16 protein-coding genes are annotated in these 19,832 nt (G+C 60.5%); 8 read left to right on the top strand and 8 right to left on the bottom strand.

Annotation, left to right across the window (positions count from 1 at the left end):
* Positions 1-45: 45 nt before the first annotated feature.
* The 4 genes from fbaA to AAIE04_RS24815 all read right to left on the bottom strand — a co-directional run bounded on the left by fbaA (position 46) and on the right by AAIE04_RS24815 (position 4,765).
* Positions 46-1,125: a class II fructose-bisphosphate aldolase gene (gene fbaA / locus AAIE04_RS24800; RefSeq protein WP_019455616.1), complete on the bottom strand. Its 1,080-nt coding sequence runs from the start codon at positions 1,123-1,125 to the stop codon at positions 46-48.
* Between the two features lie 116 nt (positions 1,126-1,241).
* Positions 1,242-2,405, bottom strand: coding sequence for a phosphoglycerate kinase (pgk, locus tag AAIE04_RS24805; RefSeq protein WP_025160206.1), 1,164 nt, complete (start codon positions 2,403-2,405; stop codon positions 1,242-1,244).
* Positions 2,406-2,475: 70 nt separating this feature from the next.
* Positions 2,476-3,492 (bottom strand): erythrose-4-phosphate dehydrogenase, encoded by a 1,017-nt coding sequence (gene epd, locus AAIE04_RS24810; RefSeq protein ID WP_004931582.1) that lies wholly within the window; start codon positions 3,490-3,492, stop codon positions 2,476-2,478.
* Between the two features lie 313 nt (positions 3,493-3,805).
* Positions 3,806-4,765, bottom strand: coding sequence for a LysR family transcriptional regulator (locus AAIE04_RS24815; protein ID WP_498577846.1), 960 nt, complete (start codon positions 4,763-4,765; stop codon positions 3,806-3,808).
* Between the two features lie 82 nt (positions 4,766-4,847).
* On the opposite strand from AAIE04_RS24815, the gene AAIE04_RS24820 reads away from it, so the two are divergent.
* From AAIE04_RS24820 to AAIE04_RS24840, 5 genes are all read left to right on the top strand, one after another.
* Positions 4,848-5,933 carry a tartrate dehydrogenase gene (locus tag AAIE04_RS24820; RefSeq protein WP_019455613.1) on the top strand — a complete coding sequence of 362 codons (1,086 nt, stop codon included), beginning with the start codon at positions 4,848-4,850 and terminating at the stop codon, positions 5,931-5,933.
* A 364-nt stretch (positions 5,934-6,297) separates the two neighbouring features.
* A complete protein-coding gene (locus AAIE04_RS24825; RefSeq protein WP_063917986.1) occupies positions 6,298-7,908 on the top strand; it encodes a BCCT family transporter in 1,611 nt (536 codons plus the stop codon).
* Between the two features lie 25 nt (positions 7,909-7,933).
* Positions 7,934-9,058: an aromatic ring-hydroxylating oxygenase subunit alpha gene (locus AAIE04_RS24830; protein ID WP_074056064.1), complete on the top strand. Its 1,125-nt coding sequence runs from the start codon at positions 7,934-7,936 to the stop codon at positions 9,056-9,058.
* A 46-nt stretch (positions 9,059-9,104) separates the two neighbouring features.
* Positions 9,105-10,553: an NAD-dependent succinate-semialdehyde dehydrogenase gene (locus tag AAIE04_RS24835; RefSeq protein ID WP_498577847.1), complete on the top strand. Its 1,449-nt coding sequence runs from the start codon at positions 9,105-9,107 to the stop codon at positions 10,551-10,553.
* Between the two features lie 41 nt (positions 10,554-10,594).
* The gene (locus AAIE04_RS24840; protein WP_498577848.1) at positions 10,595-11,560 is read left to right on the top strand and encodes a PDR/VanB family oxidoreductase; all 966 of its coding nucleotides are present in this window, start codon (positions 10,595-10,597) and stop codon (positions 11,558-11,560) included.
* 30 nt (positions 11,561-11,590) lie between these two features.
* Here AAIE04_RS24840 and AAIE04_RS24845 read toward each other — a convergent pair whose 3' ends face one another.
* The 4 genes from AAIE04_RS24845 to AAIE04_RS24860 all read right to left on the bottom strand — a co-directional run bounded on the left by AAIE04_RS24845 (position 11,591) and on the right by AAIE04_RS24860 (position 16,674).
* Entirely contained in the window at positions 11,591-12,661 is a 1,071-nt protein-coding gene (locus AAIE04_RS24845; protein ID WP_019455608.1) for an ABC transporter ATP-binding protein, read from the bottom strand.
* Entirely contained in the window at positions 12,654-14,423 is a 1,770-nt protein-coding gene (locus AAIE04_RS24850) for an ABC transporter permease (protein WP_019455607.1), read from the bottom strand. Before AAIE04_RS24850 ends, AAIE04_RS24845 begins: the two co-directional genes overlap by 8 nt.
* 78 nt (positions 14,424-14,501) lie before the next feature.
* Positions 14,502-15,590, bottom strand: a complete 1,089-nt coding sequence (locus tag AAIE04_RS24855) for an ABC transporter substrate-binding protein (RefSeq protein ID WP_025160204.1) — start codon at positions 15,588-15,590, stop codon at positions 14,502-14,504.
* A gap of 166 nt (positions 15,591-15,756) precedes the next feature.
* Positions 15,757-16,674, bottom strand: coding sequence for a DMT family transporter (locus tag AAIE04_RS24860; RefSeq protein WP_498577849.1), 918 nt, complete (start codon positions 16,672-16,674; stop codon positions 15,757-15,759).
* 293 nt (positions 16,675-16,967) lie between these two features.
* On the opposite strand from AAIE04_RS24860, the gene AAIE04_RS24865 reads away from it, so the two are divergent.
* The 3 genes from AAIE04_RS24865 to brnQ all read left to right on the top strand — a co-directional run bounded on the left by AAIE04_RS24865 (position 16,968) and on the right by brnQ (position 19,744).
* Positions 16,968-17,300 (top strand): tRNA-binding protein, encoded by a 333-nt coding sequence (locus AAIE04_RS24865; RefSeq protein WP_019455604.1) that lies wholly within the window; start codon positions 16,968-16,970, stop codon positions 17,298-17,300.
* A gap of 30 nt (positions 17,301-17,330) precedes the next feature.
* Positions 17,331-18,212: a 2OG-Fe dioxygenase family protein gene (locus tag AAIE04_RS24870; protein ID WP_498577850.1), complete on the top strand. Its 882-nt coding sequence runs from the start codon at positions 17,331-17,333 to the stop codon at positions 18,210-18,212.
* 209 nt (positions 18,213-18,421) lie between these two features.
* Positions 18,422-19,744, top strand: coding sequence for a branched-chain amino acid transport system II carrier protein (gene brnQ, locus AAIE04_RS24875; RefSeq protein WP_498577851.1), 1,323 nt, complete (start codon positions 18,422-18,424; stop codon positions 19,742-19,744).
* Positions 19,745-19,832 lie beyond the last annotated feature (88 nt).

Below are 19,832 nucleotides of genomic sequence, written 5' to 3' on the forward strand. Positions count from 1 at the left end.
GCTCCCCGCAGGGAGCCTTATGCATCGTGCAACAGGTGCCGAAGATTACAGAACGTCTACCGCGTTCAGATCTTTGAAGGCCTGCTCCAGACGCGTCACCATGCTGGTCTGCGCTGCGCGCAGCCATACGCGTGGATCGTAGTATTTCTTGTTCGGCTGATCGGCACCTTTCGGGTTGCCCAGCTGGCCCTGCAGGTAAGCTTCGTTCGCTTTGTAGTACTGCAGGATGCCGTCCCAGGTCGCCCATTGGGTGTCGGTGTCGATGTTCATCTTGATCACGCCGTAACCCACAGACTCTTTGATCTCTGCGTCGGTAGAACCGGAACCGCCGTGGAACACGAAGTTCAGGCTGTTGTGCGGCAGGTTGAATTTCTTGGACACGTAGTCCTGAGAATCACGCAGGATGGTCGGGGTCAGCTTGACGTTGCCTGGCTTGTACACGCCGTGCACGTTACCGAAGGAGGCAGCGATAGTGAAGCGCGGGCTGATGGCGTTCAGTTTTTCGTACGCGTAAGCCACGTCTTCCGGCTGGGTGTACAGAGCGGAAGCGTCCATATGGCTGTTGTCCACGCCATCTTCTTCACCGCCGGTGCAGCCCAGTTCGATTTCCAGCGTCATGCCGATTTTGGCCATGCGCTTCAGGTATTCGCTGCAGATCTCGATGTTTTCTTCCAGCGACTCTTCAGACAGATCGATCATGTGGGAAGAGAACAGCGGTTTGCCGGTAGCGGCGAAGTGCTTCTCGCCGGCGTCCAGCAGGCCGTCCAGCCATGGCAGCAGTTTCTTCGCGCAGTGGTCGGTGTGCAGGATCACCGGCACGCCGTAGTGTTCAGCCATCTGGTGAACGTGGTGCGCACCAGAGATAGCGCCCAGAATCGCTGCGCCCTGAGGCACATCGGTCTTCACGCCTTTGCCGGCGATAAACGCGGCGCCGCCGTTGGAGAACTGAACGATGACCGGTGCACGCACTTTAGCTGCGGCTTCCAGCACGGCGTTGATGGAGTCGGTACCCACGCAGTTTACCGCTGGCAGCGCAAAGTTGTTCTCTTTAGCAACTGCGAAGACTTTCTGAACGTCATCACCCGTGATGACACCCGGTTTTACGAAATCAAAAATTTTAGACATGTTACTTTGTCCTGTTTCGTCGGCCGTAGATGGATGTAAATCGATGTTTTCACGCCGCGCAGCCTGTGCCGCGCGGTATAAAACAAACGGGCGGCTTTCGCCTCCCGTTGTCTGAATTACTGCTTAGCGCGCTCTTCCAGCATCACGACTGCAGGCAGCGGTTTCCCTTCAACGAATTCCAGGAATGCGCCACCGCCGGTGGAGATGTAGGAAATTTTGTCAGCGATACCGAACAGATCGATGGCTGCCAGAGTGTCGCCGCCGCCAGCGATGGAGAAAGCGTCGCTATCGGCGATCGCGCGGGCGACAATTTCGGTGCCCTTACGGAAGTTAGGGAACTCGAATACGCCAACCGGGCCATTCCACAGAATGGTCTTGGCGTTCTTCAGGATAACGGCCAGACGCTCGGCAGAGACGTCGCCCATATCCAGAATTTGCTCGTTGTCCTGGATCTCGTTGGCCTGCTTCACGGTCGCGGTCGCGGTTTCGGAGAACTCGGTCGCGACGCGCACATCGGTCGGAACCGGGATGTCGCAGGTTTCCAGCAGTTTCTGCGCGTTCGGGATCAGGTCAGGTTCGTACAGGGACTGGCCCACGTTGTTGCCCTGCGCCGCCACGAAGGTGTTGGCGATGCCGCCGCCGACGATCAGCTGATCGGCGATTTTGGACAGAGAATCCAGCACGGTCAGTTTGGTGGAGACTTTAGAACCGCCCACGATGGCGACCATCGGACGGGCCGGGTTGCCCAGAGCCTTGCCCAGCGCTTCCAGCTCAGCGGACAGCAGCGGGCCGGCACAGGCGACTGGCGCGAACTTGCCCACGCCGTGGGTGGAAGCCTGCGCGCGGTGCGCGGTACCGAACGCGTCCATCACATACACGTCGCACAGCGCCGCGTATTTCTTGGACAGGGTTTCGTCGTCTTTCTTCTCGCCCTTGTTGAAGCGGACGTTTTCCAGCACCACCAGTTCGCCTTCGGCGACGTCGACGCCATCCAGATAATCCTTCGCCAGACGCACTGGGGATTTCAGGTGATCTTTCAGGTAGTTGACCACAGGCAGCAGGGAGAATTCTTCGTTGTACTCGCCTTCGGTAGGACGACCCAGGTGGGAGGTTACCATCACGCGGGCGCCTTGCTTCAGCGCAGCTTCGATAGTCGGCAGGGAAGCGCGGATACGCGCGTCGGAAGTCACTTTACCGTCTTTTACCGGCACGTTCAGATCGGAGCGGATCAGTACGCGTTTACCCGCCAGATCCAGATCGGTCATCTTAATTACAGACATGGTGAACCCTCTTTATTGAATCTCTATAAAATTGCCTGAGCAGCGCGCCAATCACGCCGGCGCCGCCGTACTAGAAACCGCTGGCGGCCATTGCCCGTGTTGTATCCAACATCCGATTGGCAAAGCCCCATTCATTGTCGCACCAGACCAAGGTCTTTATCAGGTGCTGCCCGCTGACCCGGGTCTGCGTACCGTCGACGATAGCGCTGTGCGGGTCATGGTTAAAATCGATCGAGACCAATGGTAATTCCGTGTAGTCAACTATACCACGAAATGATTCCCTTGCGGCCTTTTGCAACAGCTGGTTGACCTCCGCCACCTTTACCGCGGCGCTCACGCTGACGCTCAGATCGATAGCCGTCACGTTGATGGTCGGCACGCGTACCGAGATAGCCTCGAAGCGATCGCAAAACTGCGGGAAGATGCGGGTGATGCCCGCGGCCAGCTTGGTGTCGACCGGAATGATCGACTGGCTCGCCGCGCGGGTGCGCCGCAAATCCGCGTGATACGCGTCGATCACCGGCTGATCGTTCATCGCCGAGTGAATGGTGGTCACGGTGCCGGACTCGATGCTGTAAGCGTCGTCCAGCAGCTTGATCACCGGAATAATGCAGTTGGTGGTGCACGAAGCGTTGGACACGATGCGATGCTCCGCCAGCAGCGTCTGATGGTTGACGCCGAACACGATGGTGGCGTCCAGATCGTTGCCGCCCGGATGGGCGAACAGCACTTTCTTCGCCCCCGCCGCCAGATGGGCCTCGCCATCTGCCCGGCTGCCGTACACGCCGCTGCAGTCCAGCACCACATCGACGCCCAGCTCGCCCCAGGGCAACTGCTCCACCGCCGGCTGATGCAACAGGCGAATCGCGTCATCCCCGACGCTCAGCGTGTCGCACTCTTGCCGCACATCCCAGGCGAAGCGGCCGTGGCTGGAGTCGTACTTCAGCAGATGGGCCATGCCCTCGGCGTTCGCCAGCTCGTTGATCGCCACCACGGAGATTTCCGCCCGTCGTCCCGATTCGTACAGTGCGCGCAATACGCTGCGGCCGATGCGGCCAAAGCCGTTTATCGCTATGCGGATGGTCATGCTGCTCCTGAAAAAGGGCCTTCCCCGCCGGGCTGATTCACCGGCGCCGGGCCGGCGCTGACTGGTTGTCTCACTAACCCGCATAGAGTAGTGGATCGCACCGCCCGCTGTGAATCGCCGCGTTTGCATTATTCCCGCGCTTCAGCGGCTTTTCGCCGCCGTCACATCGGCGTTTCTGTCGAAGAGTGTCTCAACTGAAACGCTTCAGCTGAGCATAAACCAAAGTTTTGGCAAAAGGAACAGGAGCAACAGTTCCACAAGTAACGGAGGGGAGTTTTACGAGCATAAGATGATCTGGCGCACATTTTTGGCCTCAAGGCCGCGACGAATTTTCACCTGCCGTCCCCGTTTCGCCATAGTGCTCGCGGAAATAGTCGCGCAAAAATTCGACCGTCACTCGCACTTTCGCCGACGTTGCCAGCCGGGAGACGTATACCGCCCAGATGTTGGCCGGCTGATAGTACTCCGGCAGGATATGCACCAGCCGGCCGCTGTCGATGTTCTCTTTCACGTCCCAGGCGGAACGCAGCGCGACGCCCTGCCCGTCCAGGCACCACTGGTGCACGATTTCGCCGTGATTCGACGCCAGCGCCCCCGTCACCTTTACCGTCTCTTCGCCGCCCGGCCCCTGCAACCGCCACAGCCCGAACGGGTGGTCGCGCTCCTTGATCACCAGGCAGGCGCGGCCCGCCAGCTCCGCCGGGCTTTTCGGCACGCCGTGGCGCTGCAGGTACGCCGGCGAAGCGCACAGAATGCGCTGATTGTCCGCCAGCTTGCGCGCGATAAGATTAGGGGCGATATCGTCGCCGATGCGGATATCCAGATCGAATCCTTCGCTGACCAGATCCACCAGCCGATCGGACACGTCGAGCCGCAGTTCCAGCTGCGGATACTCCCTGGCCAGCGCCGACAGCGCCGGCGCCACGAAACGCCGGCCGAAGCCGAAGCTGCTGACCACGCGCAGCATGCCCTGCGGCGCCTGGCGCACTTCGGACAGTTCGTCCATCATCTGATCGACATCGTTGAGAATGCGCTGCGCCCATTCGTAGATGCGTTCGCCGTCTTCGGTGATCGCCACCCGCCGCGTGGTGCGATGCAGCAACGAGACGTCCAGCGCCTTCTCCAACAGCGCGATGCGCTTGCTGATAAAGGCCGGCGAAACGCCCAGCTCTTCGGCGGCGGCGGCGAACCCGGCGCGGCGCGCCACCAGCACGAACACCCGCAGGTCACTCAGGATCGGCATATTATTCATGATTCGTGTTTTATGTTTCACCGTTTTCGCGATTGATTAACAGTTAGTCAATTATAGGATAACAGTGTTGTCAATCTCCCCTACCTACAAATGAGACCTCTGTATGAGCAAAACGTACAAGATTGCCGCTATCCCCGGGGACGGTATCGGACGGGAAGTGTTGCCGGAAGGCATACGGGTATTGCAGGCAGCGGCGGCGCGCTGGGATCTGTCGTTGGAATTCGACACCTTCGAGTGGGCCAGCTGCGACTACTACCAGCACCACGGCCAGATGATGCCGGACGATTGGTTTGAACAGCTCAAGGGCTTCGACGCCATCTATTTCGGCGCCGTCGGCTGGCCGGACACGGTGCCCGACCACATTTCGCTGTGGGGTTCACTGCTGAAATTTCGCCGCGACTTCGAGCAATACGTCAACCTGCGCCCGGTGCGGCTGTTTCCCGGCGTGCCCTGCCCGCTGGCGAACAAGCAGCCGGGCGACATCGATTTCTACGTGGTGCGCGAAAATACCGAAGGGGAATACTCCTCGCTCGGCGGGCGGATGTTCGAAGGCACCGAACGCGAAATGGTGATCCAGGAGTCGGTGTTCACCCGTCAGGGCGTGGATCGCATCCTGAAATACGCCTTTGAGCTGGCGCAGCAGCGCCCGCGCAAGCGTCTGACCGCCGCCACCAAGTCCAACGGTATGGCCATCAGCATGCCGTACTGGGATGAGCGCGTAGCGGAGATGGCGCGCCAATACCCTGATATCGCCTGGGATAAACAGCACATCGATATCCTGTGTGCGCGCTTCGTGCTGAATCCCGAACGCTTCGACGTGGTGGTGGCTTCCAACCTGTTCGGCGATATTCTGTCGGATCTCGGCCCGGCCTGTACCGGCACCATCGGCATCGCGCCGTCGGCCAACCTGAACCCGGAACGCAACTTCCCGTCGCTGTTCGAGCCGGTGCACGGCTCGGCGCCGGACATTTTCGGCAAGAACATCGCCAACCCGATCGCCATGATCTGGAGCGGTGCGATGATGCTGGACTTCCTCGGCGACGGCGATACCCGCTACCGCCAGGCGCACGATGGCATCCTGCAGGCGATCGAACGCATCATCGCCGACGGGCCGCGCACGCCGGACATGCGCGGCGACGCCTCCACCCAGCAAGTCGGCCAGGCGATCGCCGCCCTGCTGCAACGCTAAACGCCGTTGATTTTCCCGCGCAGGGCGCTCTTTCGCGCCCTGCTTCGCCACGTCCGTTTTTCCGCTTCGATCGCCGCCGCAAATCCGCTGAAAACCACCGCAGAAAGCACGCCAATACCCCGGTCAAGATCACAACAAACTGTTTACATACTGTGTTTTATCCTTTTACAGATACCCCAATTGTGGCCCTCCTGTAATTTGTGCACACTCGAAAATGTTAATGAAGAGTAAATATTCCCGGCGGCGTTCAGCCGGGGCATTTGCTCCTCGCGGTGTAACAAAACAAAGGGTTCAAACCAATAAGGCCCGGGCGCCCCCTACGCTTCACGCACCGGCCCACCACCGATAACAGGAGTTCACTCCCATGCAGAGCACCCCTAAAAAGGATGTCACGCTCATCGCCATCAGCCTGTGCAGTATTGCGCTGATCGCCATTTGCCTGATGCTCTTTCCGGCTCAATCCGCGCTTATCGCCAACACCATTTTCAACGGCGTCACCCGGCTGTTCGGTTCAACCATTCAAATCCTGGTGCTGATCGCCCTGCTGGTGGTGCTGTATCTGGCGTTGAGCAAATACGGCAACATCCGCCTCGGCGAAGGCAAACCGCAATACTCCACGCTGGCCTGGCTGTTCATGTTCATCTGCGCCGGCCTCGGCTCGTCCACCCTGTATTGGGGGGTGATGGAGTGGGCGTATTATTACCAGACACCGGGGCTGAACATCGCGCCGCGCACCCCAAAGGCGCTGGAATACAGCATCAGCTACTCCTTCTTCCACTGGGGCCTGAGCGCCTGGGCGACCTATGCCCTCGCTTCGCTGATCATGGCCTACCACTTCCACGTGCGTAAGAACAAAGGGCTCAGCCTGTCGGGGATCATTTCCGCCATCACCGGCGTGCGCGCCAACGGACCGATCGGGCGGATGGTGGATCTGATTTTCCTGGTCGCCACCGTCGGCGCCCTCACCATTTCGCTGGTGCTGACCGCCTCCACCTTTACTCGCGGGCTGACGGCGTTGACCGGCATCCCGGATAACTTCACGGTACAGGCAACGGTGATCCTGCTGGCGGCGGTGATCTTCTGTCTCAGCTCCTACATCGGCATCGACGGCGGCATGCAACGCCTGAGCAAAATGGTCGGCTGGGGCGCCTTCGCCTTCGCCGGGCTGGTGTTGCTGGTCGGCCCGACCGAGTTCACCATCAACAACACCATCAACGCCATCGGCCTGACGGCGCAAAACTTCCTGCAGATGAGCCTGTTCACCGACCCGATGGGCGACGGCAGCTTCAGCCGCAGCTGGACGGTGTTCTACTGGCTGTGGTGGATCTCCTATACCCCGGGCGTGGCGATGTTCGTCACCCGCGTCTCGCGCGGCCGCAAGATTAAAGAGGTGATCTGGGCGTTGCTGCTCGGCAGTACCCTCGGCTGCTGGTTCTTCTTCGGCTCGCTGGAAAGTTACGCCATGCACCAGTTCATCAGCGGGCAGCTCAACGTGCCGGAGATCCTCAGCACCCAGGGCGGCGAAACCGCCGTGCAGATGCTGCTGACGGCGCTGCCGCTCGGCAAGCTGTTCCTGGCCGCCTATCTGTTCATCATGATCATTTTCCTAGCCTCCCATATGGACGCCGTGGCCTACACCATGGCCGCCACCAGCACCCGCAACCTGCAGGAAGGGCAAGATCCCAGCCCGATGCTGCGCCTGTTCTGGTGCGTGGTAATCACCCTGATCCCGCTGTCGATCCTGTTCACCGGCGCTTCGCTGGACACCATGAAAACCACGGTGATCCTGACCGCACTGCCGTTCCTGCTGGTGCTGCTGGTGAAAACCTACGGCTTCGCCCGCTGGCTGAAGCAGGACTACGCGGCCATTCCGGCGCACCTGATCGAAAGCAGCCCGCCGGCGCTGCCCGAGGCGCCGCCGGCCGCCGAACTCTCCGCTCCATCGTCGTATCAACCGCGCCCTATGGCGAAATGACAATAAGAAAGAGGAAGGTTAACTTATGAGCACTCTGATCCCTGAATTTACCTTACCGAAAGATTTCTGCGCCGACGCCCGCGAGGCTTACACCATTCCGGCCCGTTTCTATACCCACCAGGCGGCGTTCGAGCACGAAAAAGAGCAGGTGTTCGCCACCAGCTGGATCTGCGTGGCGCACCGCAGCGAGCTCGCCGAACCGAACGACTACATTACCCGCGAGATCATCGGCGAAAACATTCTGGTGGTGCGCGGCCGCGATAAAGTGCTGCGCGCCTTTTACAACGTCTGCCCGCACCGCGGCCACCAGCTGTTGGCGGGTGACGGCCGGGCGAAAAACGTCATCACCTGCCCTTACCACGCCTGGGCGTTCAAGCTGGACGGCGAGCTGGCGCACGCGCGCAACTGTGAAAACGTGCAGAACTTCGATAAAGAAAACTCGCACCTGATGCCGGTGCGGGTCGAAGAATACGCCGGGTTTATCTACGTCAATCTGGACTCGCAGGCCGGCACGGTGGAAGACCAGCTGCCGGGCCTCGGCGCCAAAGTGCGCGAAGCCTGCCCGCAGGTCGACGATCTCAAGCTGGCGGCGCGCTTCGTCACCCGCACCCCGGCCAACTGGAAGAACATCGTCGACAACTACCTCGAGTGCTACCACTGTGGCCCGGCGCACCCCGGCTTCGCCGACTCGGTGCAGGTCGATCGCTACTGGCACACCCTGCACGGCAATTGGACGCTGCAGTTCGGCTACGCCCGCCCTTCAGAGCAGTCGTTCAAGTTTGAAGAGGGCAAAGAAGCCAGCTTCCACGGCATCTGGCTGTGGCCGTGTACCATGTTCAACATGCCGCCGCTGGAAGGCATGATGACGGTGATTTACGAATTCCCGGTCGATGCGGAAACTACCCTGCAGCACTACGACATCTACTTTACCAACGCCGAGTTGAGCGACGAGCAGCTCAAGCTGATCGACTGGTACCGCGACGTGTTCCGACCGGAAGACCTGCGGCTGGTGGAGAGCGTGCAAAAAGGCCTCAAATCGCGCGGCTATCGCGGCCAGGGGCGCATCATGGCCGACGGCGCCGGCAGCGGCGTCAGCGAACACGGCATCGCCCACTTCCACAATCTGCTGGCGCAGGTTTATCAACCCTGATGCGACGGGGCCCACGGGCCCCTTTCCCTGACTTGTGAGGTTCTTTGTGAATATTTCCGATCGGGCGCTACTGCGTCAACAGGCATACATCAACGGCCAGTGGCGCGACGCCGACAACCAGGAAACGCTGCCGGTGAGCGATCCTGCCACCGGCCAACTCATCGGCAGCGTGCCCAATATGGCGACGGCCGAAACCCAACGGGCGATCGACGCCGCTCAGCAAGCGCTGGAAGGCTGGCGCGCGCTGCCGGCGCAACAGCGCGCCCAGCTGCTGCGCCGCTGGTTCGAACTGATGCTGGAACACCAGCAGGATCTGGCCAGCCTGATGACGCTGGAACAAGGCAAACCGCTGGCGGAGTCGCTGGGCGAGATCCGCTACGCCGCTTCCTTTATCGAATGGTTCGCCGAACAGGCCAAGCGCACCAACGGCGACATCATTCCTTCGCCGAGCAGCGACAAACGCCTGATGGTGCTGAAACAAGGCATCGGCGTGTGCGCGGCGATCACGCCGTGGAACTTCCCGGCGGCGATGATCACCCGCAAGGCCGCGCCGGCACTGGCGGCCGGCTGTACGCTGGTGGTCAAACCCGCCAACGAGACCCCTTACTCGGCGCTGGCGATGGCCGAGTTGGCCGAGCGCGCCGGCATTCCCGCCGGGGTGTTCAACGTGGTGACCGGCAACTCGCAGGCGATCGGCGCCGAGCTGACCCGCCACCCGCAGGTGCGCAAACTCAGCTTTACCGGCTCCACGCCGGTGGGCAGGCTGCTGATGCGTCAGAGCTCGGACACCATCAAGAAGGTGTCGCTGGAACTGGGCGGCAACGCGCCGTTCATCGTGTTTGACGATGCGGACATCGATGCTGCAGTGGAAGGCGCGCTGATCGCCAAATACCGCAACGCCGGGCAGACCTGCGTGTGCGTCAACCGGTTCTACATACAACGCGGCGTTTACGCCCAGTTCGCCGAAAAATTTGTCGCCCGGGTAGCGGCGCTGCAGGTCGGCAACGGCTTCGAACCGGGTGTGCAAATAGGCCCGCTGATCAACCGCAAGGCGCGCGACAAGGTGCTGGAGCTACTCGATGATGCGCTGAGCAAAGGCGCTCAGGTGCTGACCGGCGCCACGCCGCACGCGCTGGGCGGCAACTTCTTCACCCCGACGGTGCTGGGCGACGTGCAGCCCGGCTCACTGCTGCTGGAAGAAGAGATCTTCGGCCCGGTCGCGCCGCTGGTGGTGTTCGATGACGAAGCCGAGGCGATCCGTCAGGCCAACGATACCATCTACGGCTTGGCCGCCTACTTCTATACCCGCGATGCGGCGCGCATCTGGCGCGTTTCGGAACGGCTGGAGTACGGCATGGTCGGCATCAATACCGGGCTTATCTCCAACGAGGTGGCGCCTTTCGGCGGGGTGAAACAGTCGGGCCTGGGGCGCGAAGGCTCCGAATACGGCATCGAAGACTATCTGGAGCTCAAATACCTGTGCCAGGCGGTATAACTTTTTCATGCGCGGGGACGCCCGCGCTTTGGAGCCAATGAATGACCAGCTATCAGATGCTTGATGTTCGCGTCGTCGACATCGAAACCGTCACCGCACAGGTCAAGCGCTTTACCCTGGCGGATCCCCAAGGCCAGCCGTTGCCCGCCTTCAGCGGCGGCAGCCACATCATCGTGCAGATGCAGGACGGCGAGCGGCGCTACAGCAACGCCTATTCGCTGCTCAGCTCGCCGTTCGAGCTCGAACATTATCAGATTGCCGTCCGACGCGAATCCCCTTCCAAAGGCGGTTCCGACTTCATGCACGACCGCCTCGCAGTCGGCGATGCGCTGACAATCAGCACCCCGAATAACCTGTTCGCGCTGGCGCCGGAGGCGCAGCATCACGTGCTGATCGCCGGCGGCATCGGCATCACGCCGTTTATGGCCCATCTGCACGAGCTGCAGCGCAGTGGGCAACGCTATCATCTGCACTATTGCTTCCACAGCGAGGAACACAACGCCTTTCAGCAACAGCTGATGCAAGCGCCATTCGCCGACCACGTCAGTTGCCATGTATCCAGCCTTAACGGCCGGTTGGATCTGGCGCGCACGCTGGCCGACGTGGAACCCGGCGCTCATATCTACGTCTGCGGCCCGGCGGCGCTGAACGAAGCGGTTTACCAGATCGCCGCCGAACTGGGCATTAACCCGGCGCGTTTACACAGCGAGGCCTTTGCCGCCGAAAACACGGCGGGCGGCGCCTTTACGCTGGTGCTGGCTCGCTCGGGCGTTGAGCTTGAAGTGGCGGAAGACATGACCATCCTGCAGGCGCTGGAAAACAGCAAGGCGGCCAAGGTTGAGTGCCTGTGCCGCGAAGGCATTTGCGGCACCTGTGAAACCCGCATCGTCGAAGGGGAAGCCGATCACCGCGATCAGTATCTCAGTGACGAAGAGCGCGCGGCGCAGCAAACCCTGTTGATCTGCTGCTCACGCGCCAAAGGCAGCCGGCTGGTGCTGGATCTGTAAACGAAGCGCCCGCATCAGCGGGCGTCCTGATTAGGCTTTCGGGAATATCCACAGATGCTCGGCCGGCAGGGAGAGCCGGCACAGCGCCTGCTCGCGCGCCTCGTGGCCGTAGGCGCGCACCACGAAATCTTCGGCCACGGTGCGGAACAGGTATTCCCAGCGATCGCCGAGATACATGCTGGTCAGCAACGGCAGCTCAAGCTGGTTGCCCTGCGGATCTTCGCCCAACCGCACGCGCTCCACGCGGATCACCGCCGTCCCCTCCTGGCCAACCTGCACGCCTGCGCCCGCTTTGCCCCACAGCGCCCAATCCTTGCCTTCGATACGCGCCCGATCGCCTTCCAGCGCCACGATCTTGCCCGGCAAGCGGTTGTTGCTGCCCATGAACTCGGCGGTGAACAGCGTAGTGGGCGAGCCGTACATCTCCTGCGGCGTGCCCTGCTGCTCGATTTTGCCGTTATTGAGCAGCAGGATGCGATCGGAGATGGCCATCGCCTCGTTTTGATCGTGAGTCACCATCAGGGCCGACAGACCAAGTTTGATGATCAGTTCACGCAGGAATACCCGCGCCTCTTCACGCAGCTTGGCGTCGAGGTTGGACAGCGGCTCATCCAGCAGGATCACCGGTGGGTTGTAGACCAGTGCGCGGCCGATCGCCACGCGCTGCTGCTGGCCGCCGGAAAGCTGGTGCGGGTGGCGCTTGGCTAAATGCCCCAGCCCGAGCTGATCCAGCACCGCCTGTACCCGCTGGGCGATCTCCGCCGAGCCGGTCTTACGCAGCTTCAGCGGGTAAGCGACGTTCTCAAACACCGTTTTATGCGGCCACAGGGCGTAGGACTGAAACACCAGCCCCAGATTGCGCTCTTCGGCGGGAATTTCGCTGCGCGCGCTGCCGTTGTACACCGCGCTGTTGCCGATGACGATCCGTCCCTGGCTCGGTTTCTCCAGCCCGGCCACCGCCCGCAGCAGCGTGGTTTTGCCGCTGCCCGACGGTCCCAGCAACGAGACCACTTCGCCCCGTTTGAGATCCATCGACACCCCTTTCAGCACCGGGTTGTCGCCATAGGTCAAATGCAGATTCTCTACCGAAAGTTCAATCATGTAATTTCACTCCAAAGCGCAAGGCGATCCCTAACCCCAGCACCACCAGCAGGATATTGATGAACGACAGCGCGGCGACGATATCGATAGCGCCCGCGGCCCACAGGGAAACCAGCATCGAGCCGATGGTTTCCGTGCCCGGAGACAGCAGATACACCCCGGTGGAATATTCGCGTTCAAAGATCAGGAACATCAGCAGCCAGGAGCCGATCAGGCCGTAGCGCGACAGCGGAATGGTCACGTGGCGGGTGATCTGGCCGCGGCTGGCGCCGGCGCTGCGCGCCGCCTCCTCCAGCTCCGGCCCCACCTGCAGCAGCGTGGAAGAGATCAGCCTCAACCCATAGGCCATCCACACCACGGTGTACGCCAGCCAGACGCTGAAGATGGTGCTGCGCAGCGAACGCAGCCAGACAATCCCGTTCTCACGCAGCCACTCGGCCATCGGCAGCGCCGACAGCCAACCTTCCTTGAGCGATTTGTCCAGCCACATCGGCAGGAACAGAAACACCCACAGGAACGCCAGGCCGGCCAACAGCCCCGGCACCGCGCGCGGCACCAGCACGCTGTAGTCGAGGAAGCGCGTGGCGCCATCCGGCTTGCGGTGCATGGCGATGCCGATAAACAGGTAACACGCCACCGCCAGCGCCCCGCCGATCACCCCGATCGCCATCGAGTTGACGATGGCGCGCAGCAGGTTGGGCTGTGCCCAGATGGTGCGGAAGGTGTTGATCGACAGTTCGTCCCAGACAGACACGCCCACGCCCCAGTTGGAGATAAAGGCCCGCAGCACCACGCCGATCAGCGGCACGCCGATGGTGATGGTCAGCCAGAACACCACCACCGCGCCGGCCACCCAGCGCCATTTGCCGAGCGGCAACGCGCGAGCCTGCGAGGCTTTGCCCTTGACGGTGACGAAGCGGTTGGCGGTGCGCATCAGCCGGCGCTGCAGCATCACCAGCGGAATGGTGATGCAGATCAGCACTACCGCTACCGCCGCCATCAGATGGTAAGACGGCGTGCCCAGCTTGTTGGTCAACTGGTACAGGTAGGTCGCCAGCACCAGGTTGCCTTCCGGATCGCCCAGCACCAGCATCAGGCCGAACACTTCCAGCCCGAGGAAGAACAGCAGCACCCCGGCGTACAGGATAGACGGCCGCACCATCGGCAGGCTGACGGCGGTCATCACCTGCAGCGGCGTGGCACCGGCGGTGCGCGCCGCTTCTTCAACGTCGGAACCCACGCTGCGCAGCGCCGAGGAGATGTACAGGTAGGCGTGGGGCACGTGCGTTAACCCGGCGATCACCACGATGCTGGCCATCGAATAGATGTTCCACGGCACGAAGCCCAACAACGCCTCCGCCCACAGTGAGAAGAAGCCCACCGGCCCCGCCGCCACCACATAGCCGAAGCCCAGCACCATCGGCGACACGAAGATCGGCACCAGAATCAGCGGTTCGATGATCCGCCGCCCCGGCAGATCGGTGCGCACCATCAGGAAGGCCAAAATGCCGCCGAGCGGGATGGCGATGATCACCAGACCGAATGCCAGAATAAAGCCGCTTCTCAGTGCCTTGTAGAAATCCGGATCGGTAAAGATGAACTCGAAGGCCTCCAGGCTGAAGACCTTGGAAGGAGAGAAAAACGGAGCCGAGAGGAAGCTTTGAATGATGATAAACGACAGGGGGACATAGATAACCAGCGCGGTTATCAACACCACCAGGCCGCGCGGCAGGCTCTGCCACTTTCTGCGCCATGCTTGCATAAATGCTCCCTATGGTTGTAAACGACGACCAAAGGGCGCGCGCCGGTGCGACAGGCGCGCGTCCGAATGCAGTCCCTGTTATTTCGCCGCCGCGGCGCGCCATTGTTTGATGTAGTCGAGACGCTTGGCCGGCTGCAGATATTCCAGCAGGCTGTCGTCGACCGGAATCGGCTTGAGCGCATTTCCCAGCAGCTTGGTCATGCCGTCGATGTCGTTCTTGCCTTCGATATCGTTGCGGATCGAGGGAATGTCAGCCTGGTTGGCGAGGATATTTTGCCCTTTCTCCGACAGCACGTAGTCGAACCACAGCTTGGCGGCGTTAGGGTTGCCGGCCTCTTTGCTGATGAAGCTCACGCGCGACAGCACCAGGGTGTAGTCTTTCGGATAGACGATGCCAAGCGACGGATCGCTCTTGGCGCGCGCCTCGGCGTACGAGCCAAGGATATTGAAACCGATCAGGTTTTCACCGGAAGAGACGCGCTCCATCATGGTGCCGGTGGAGGATTGCACCGCCAGCCCGCCCTTGGCCACGTCAGCCAGCGTTTTGAAGTAGTTGGGATCGGCCTTGAAGTCCTGCACCGACAGCATGAAGCCGACGCCGGATTTTTCGATGTCGTAAGTGGTGACTTTCTTCTTGAATTTGTCCGTCTGGCCGGCGATCAGCTTGGCCAGCGCCGCATGCGAATCCGGCACATCCCCTTGCGGGATTAGGCGTTTGTTATAGATAAACACCACCGGCTCATAGGTCGTGCCATACACTTTCTCTTGCCATACCGCCCATTTCGGCAGTTGAGCCTGCTCGGGGGAGGCGTATTCCTGCGCGTAATCGCCCGCCAGTTTCAAAATGGTGTCCATCGACGAGCTCCATACCACGTCGCCGCTGGTGCCGCCGGCCGCCTGCTCGCTGATAAAGCGGTTATATAGCTCGGTGCTGTTCATGTCGTTGTATTCGACCTTGATGCCCGGATACAACGCCTCAAACCCCTGGATCAACGGCGCTGCCGCCTTGGTGTCGGTGGTCGAGTAAATCACCACCTTGCCTTCTTTCTTCGCACCGTCGACCAGCTTCTGATAGTCGGCGGGGTAACCCGCCGGGAAGGCCGCATAGGCGGAAACGGAACCCAGTAAGGTGATTGCAGCCACGGTAGCGCTGATTCTTTTCATCATCATCCATCCCCTGATAACATTTAACAAACCAAAAATTAACATATAGTTAATAAGCACGACGAGGCAACGGCGTTGCTTTGTTATCTTTCGGTTTTGTGAGATTGGACGATTTTCAAACAATGAAAAAGCCCGACAGCGCGGGCTTTGCGGTACTGACTGTCGCAGACTATTCTGCCAGGCGAGAGCGCCGCAGCAGGCGAATTCGCTGTACGATGGCGACCCCCAGCAGCGTCAGGACGAAACCCGCCAACTGCACCAGCGACAGCGACTCGCCAAACAGCGCGTAAGCCTGCAGCGCCGCCGCCGGCGGTACCAGCAGCATCAGCGCGGTAATGCGAGTCAAATCGCCGTGGCGCACCATCCAGATGAACAGCGCGGTGCCGCCCAGCGACAAGACGCCGGCCGACCACAGCAGCGAGAACCACAGCGTTGGCGAATTATCCCAGGCACCGGAGCCCATCACGGCCGCCAATACGCCGGTCACGATCGCCGCGCCAAGATGCTGAATAGCGCCCGCCGCCCGCAGATCGGCCGCCGCCAGCGAAGACTTCTGCACCATGATGCCGATCGTCAGCGCAACGATGCTGCCAAAGCCCATCAGGATCGGCAGCAGCGCCATATTGCCGACGTCGATGCCGGTCAGCCGGGGGGAAAGCACCAGCGCAACGCCGATAAAACCGACGGCTAACCCGGCCCAGGAGCGCAATCCTATCGGTTTGCGCAGCACCAGCGCGAAAATCAGCGCGGTGAACAGCGGCTGCAAGCCGCCGATCAGCGACATCACACCAGCCGCCAGGCCGTTCGCCACCGCCCACCAGCTTGCGGCGAGGTAAACGCCGTTCATCAGCATGCCGGTCAGCAAGTGCATGACGAACTGGCGCCCCTTAGGCCAGGCGCAAGGCAGCGCCAGCAAAGCGAATACCGTCGCGGCGATCAAAAATCGAAAGGTCAGGAACAGGTTGGGATCGGCATGATCCGCCACCGCCCGCGCGGCGATAAATCCCGTCGACCAAATTAATATCAGGAAAAACGGCGCGATAAATGCCTGACGCCGATCGCGTTTTGCATTGTGGGTTATTTCCATGTCACTACCTGAACAAATGCGATTGATGAATTACTGCCAAGCATACTAACCAATTTAACACTGTCTTAACAGCGTTGGCGCAGCGCTCATACCAGCGCGCTCGCCCTAATCATCCGAAAATAAGGAGGTTTCAATTTTATATAATTTACAAAGCTTATAATTAATCCCACCAGGTTACATAAATGTAAATTAATTACTACATCCGATGAGGAATATCTCTCCATTAGCCACATTGCCGGGATAATTTCCCTTTGCTAGCCTTCCTGAAGCCACTTAATTAACCGGACTGTCCCATGGCCGAAATCACTGATTTTATGAAGCTGGATATGCGTATCGGCGAAATTATTTCCGTGGAATATAACGACAAGGCGTTAAAGCCCGCCTATAAACTGCGTATTGATTTCGGTGAGGAAATTGGCATTAAAAACAGCTCGGCGCAATTATGCGAGAACTATAAGGAAGATGAACTGCTCGGCAGAAAAGTCATCTCCGTCGTTAATTTCCCCGCCAGACGGGTTGCCGGATTTAAATCCGAAGTGTTGGTACTTGCCGCGGTCACCAGGGATCAAGGCACTGTCTTGCTGAAACCCGATTTCGATGTCGAAATCGGCAGCAAGATTTCATAACCGCCACATCATTCGTGAGGCAACCGAGAAATGCGACAGTTATCCCTGCTTGATGAAGTTAAGAAGGCCTACCAAGAACACCGCTCAGCCTTTATCCCCGGCGACACCATGCAAGAGATTCTGCTGGCGCTGGGCGCACGGCCGGAAGATTTCGCCAAGCTGCAGCAGGTCAGCGGCAATCTGGCGGACGATCCTACATTGCCTTTCCGCAAGTCCAGAAACGGCCGCTTCTGTTTCGACTTCGATCGCGCCCAAATCGAACGGCTGGAGTTCCAGCCGTTCGTGCTTTCCGTCGAGGAAGACTTCATCCGCTACGATTCTGGCCAAGTCCGCCATTTTCGCGGCATCAACGACGATCTGCAGCTGAATACAGTCTTTCAGGCGCTGATGAAATTCAAAGCCTATGTGATCGACGGCGTAAGCGTGACGCCTCGCGCCCGGCTTAATCAGGATATCAACAAGTTCGTCTGCACCGTATTCAACCTGCGCACCGTCACCACGCCGCATATGCTGGGCGAACCAGCGCTGGAGGGCGTGCACAGCGACGGCGTCGACCACACCATGACGACTTTCCTCGGCTGCGACAACATGACCGCCGACAGCGCCAAGACTTTTATTCACGATATGCGCGAAACCAGCGGCATCAAATTCGATCAGGCCCGGCGAGAGCTGATTCTGGGAGAAATACAGCACCGGCATTTCCTCGACACCCTGCTGATCGTCGACCACGAGCGCAAACACAGCCTCTCGCCGGTGGAAGCGCAGGACAAGCGTAAAGATTCGACCCGCGACATGCTGATCTTCTTCACCCGCAAACCGGTCGAAGACGGCCACGTTTCTTTCGCCTACGACTCTTTCAAACCGCATATCGAAATCCCGCTGTCGATAGACATGGTGGCGCGCGCAAGCTGACGCAACGCCCGCAGCGCCTTGCCGGCCGCCGTTATTCATCATGGGCGGCCGGTTCACGCCAGGATAAACGGCGCTGCATTAATCAGGTTTTTATCGCCGAATTATTATATCCTGCCGGACGAAAATTTTTGCGGGCGCTCGCTGCCCTACGCGCCTGTCCTCTGCAGCCAGGCCGTTTATTTCATGAATACAGGCAGTGCCATACCGTTATGACCAAGAAATTATCCTCGAAAGACATTATCGCCCTGGGCTTTATGACCTTCGCCCTGTTTGTCGGCGCCGGCAACATCATTTTCCCACCGCTGGTGGGACTGCAGTCCGGTGAGCATCTGTGGTCGGCCGCCCTCGGCTTTATGGTGACCGCCGTCGCTCTGCCGGTGATCGCCGTGATCGCGCTGGCGCGCGTCGGCGGCAGCATCAGCCTGCTGACCGGCCCGATCGGCCGCCGCGCCGGCCTGCTGCTGGCGACCGTCTGCTACCTGGCGCTCGGCCCGCTGTTCGCCACGCCGCGAACCGCCAATGTCTCTTTCGCTCTCGGCATCGCGCCTTTCACCGGCGACGGCGCCCTGCCGCAGTTCATCTATAGCCTGCTGTTCTTTACCCTGGCGATGATCGTCTCGCTGTATCCCGGTCGCCTGCTCGATAACGTCGGTCATATTCTGGCACCGCTGAAAATTCTGGCGCTGGCTGCGCTCGGCATCGCCGCCCTGATCTGGCCCGCCGGCGCGCCGCTCTCCGCCGTCGGCAGCTATCAGACATCGGCGTTTTCCACCGGCTTCGTACAGGGTTATCAAACCATGGATACGCTGTCGGCGTTGATGTTCGGCTCCATTATCGTCACCGCCGCCCGTTCACGCGGCGTCAGCGACAGCGGCCTGCTGCTGCGTTATACCCTGTGGGCCAGCCTGATCGCCGGTGTCGGCCTGACGCTGGTCTATATCTGCATGTTCAAGCTCGGCGCCGGCAGCGGCAGCCTGGTCGGGAACGGCGCTCAGGATGGCGCAGCGATCCTGCACGCCTATGTGCAGCACACCTTCGGCGATCTGGGCAGCGTCTTTATGGCGGTGCTGATGTTCATCGCTTGCCTGGTGACGGCGGTCGGCATGACCTGCGCCTGCGCGGACTTCTTCTCCCGCTACCTGCCGCTTTCTTATCGCACGCTGGTGGTCCTGCTCGCCCTCTTCGCCATGCTGGTTTCCAACATGGGGCTGACCAATCTGATCCGCGTCTCGCTGCCGGTGTTGACGGCGATCTACCCGCCCTGCATCGCGCTGGTGTTGCTCAGCTTCAGCCAGAACCGCTGGCGCAGCGCCAAACGCGTCTTCGCGCCGGTGATCGCCACCAGCCTGGCGTTCGGCCTGGCCGACGGTCTGAATTCCTCCAGCTTCAGCGGCCTGCTGCCCGCCTGGTTCGACACGCTGCCGCTGGCCGAACAGGGCCTGGTTTGGCTGCAGCCGACGCTGTTGGTGCTGTTGCTGGCGGCGGCTTATGACCGGTTGCGCAGCGCCGAAAGCGCCAACGCCGCGTCGTAAGCGCAGGTTTCGTCCATAAAAAAAGCCGGTCATGATGACCGGCTTTTTTATCGGCTGACGCCAGGCGGCTTACTTCAGCAGCGCCTGT

Source organism: Serratia sp. Ae19-1, assembly GCF_059801225.1.

Excerpts from the sequence above, each read along its gene's own strand:
- AAIE04_RS24870 (WP_498577850.1), top strand. The coding sequence starts at position 17,331 with ATGCGACAGTTATCCCTGCTTGATGAAGTTAAGAAGGCCTACCAAGAA.
- AAIE04_RS24855 (WP_025160204.1), bottom strand. The coding sequence starts at position 15,590 with ATGATGAAAAGAATCAGCGCTACCGTGGCTGCAATCACCTTACTGGGT.
- pgk (WP_025160206.1), bottom strand. The coding sequence starts at position 2,405 with ATGTCTGTAATTAAGATGACCGATCTGGATCTGGCGGGTAAACGCGTA.
- brnQ (WP_498577851.1), top strand. The coding sequence starts at position 18,422 with ATGACCAAGAAATTATCCTCGAAAGACATTATCGCCCTGGGCTTTATG.
- AAIE04_RS24860 (WP_498577849.1), bottom strand. The coding sequence starts at position 16,674 with ATGGAAATAACCCACAATGCAAAACGCGATCGGCGTCAGGCATTTATC.
- AAIE04_RS24825 (WP_063917986.1), top strand. The coding sequence starts at position 6,298 with ATGCAGAGCACCCCTAAAAAGGATGTCACGCTCATCGCCATCAGCCTG.
- epd (WP_004931582.1), bottom strand. The coding sequence starts at position 3,492 with ATGACCATCCGCATAGCGATAAACGGCTTTGGCCGCATCGGCCGCAGC.
- AAIE04_RS24820 (WP_019455613.1), top strand. The coding sequence starts at position 4,848 with ATGAGCAAAACGTACAAGATTGCCGCTATCCCCGGGGACGGTATCGGA.
- AAIE04_RS24840 (WP_498577848.1), top strand. The coding sequence starts at position 10,595 with ATGACCAGCTATCAGATGCTTGATGTTCGCGTCGTCGACATCGAAACC.
- AAIE04_RS24845 (WP_019455608.1), bottom strand. The coding sequence starts at position 12,661 with ATGATTGAACTTTCGGTAGAGAATCTGCATTTGACCTATGGCGACAAC.
- AAIE04_RS24830 (WP_074056064.1), top strand. The coding sequence starts at position 7,934 with ATGAGCACTCTGATCCCTGAATTTACCTTACCGAAAGATTTCTGCGCC.
- AAIE04_RS24850 (WP_019455607.1), bottom strand. The coding sequence starts at position 14,423 with ATGCAAGCATGGCGCAGAAAGTGGCAGAGCCTGCCGCGCGGCCTGGTG.
- AAIE04_RS24865 (WP_019455604.1), top strand. The coding sequence starts at position 16,968 with ATGGCCGAAATCACTGATTTTATGAAGCTGGATATGCGTATCGGCGAA.
- fbaA (WP_019455616.1), bottom strand. The coding sequence starts at position 1,125 with ATGTCTAAAATTTTTGATTTCGTAAAACCGGGTGTCATCACGGGTGAT.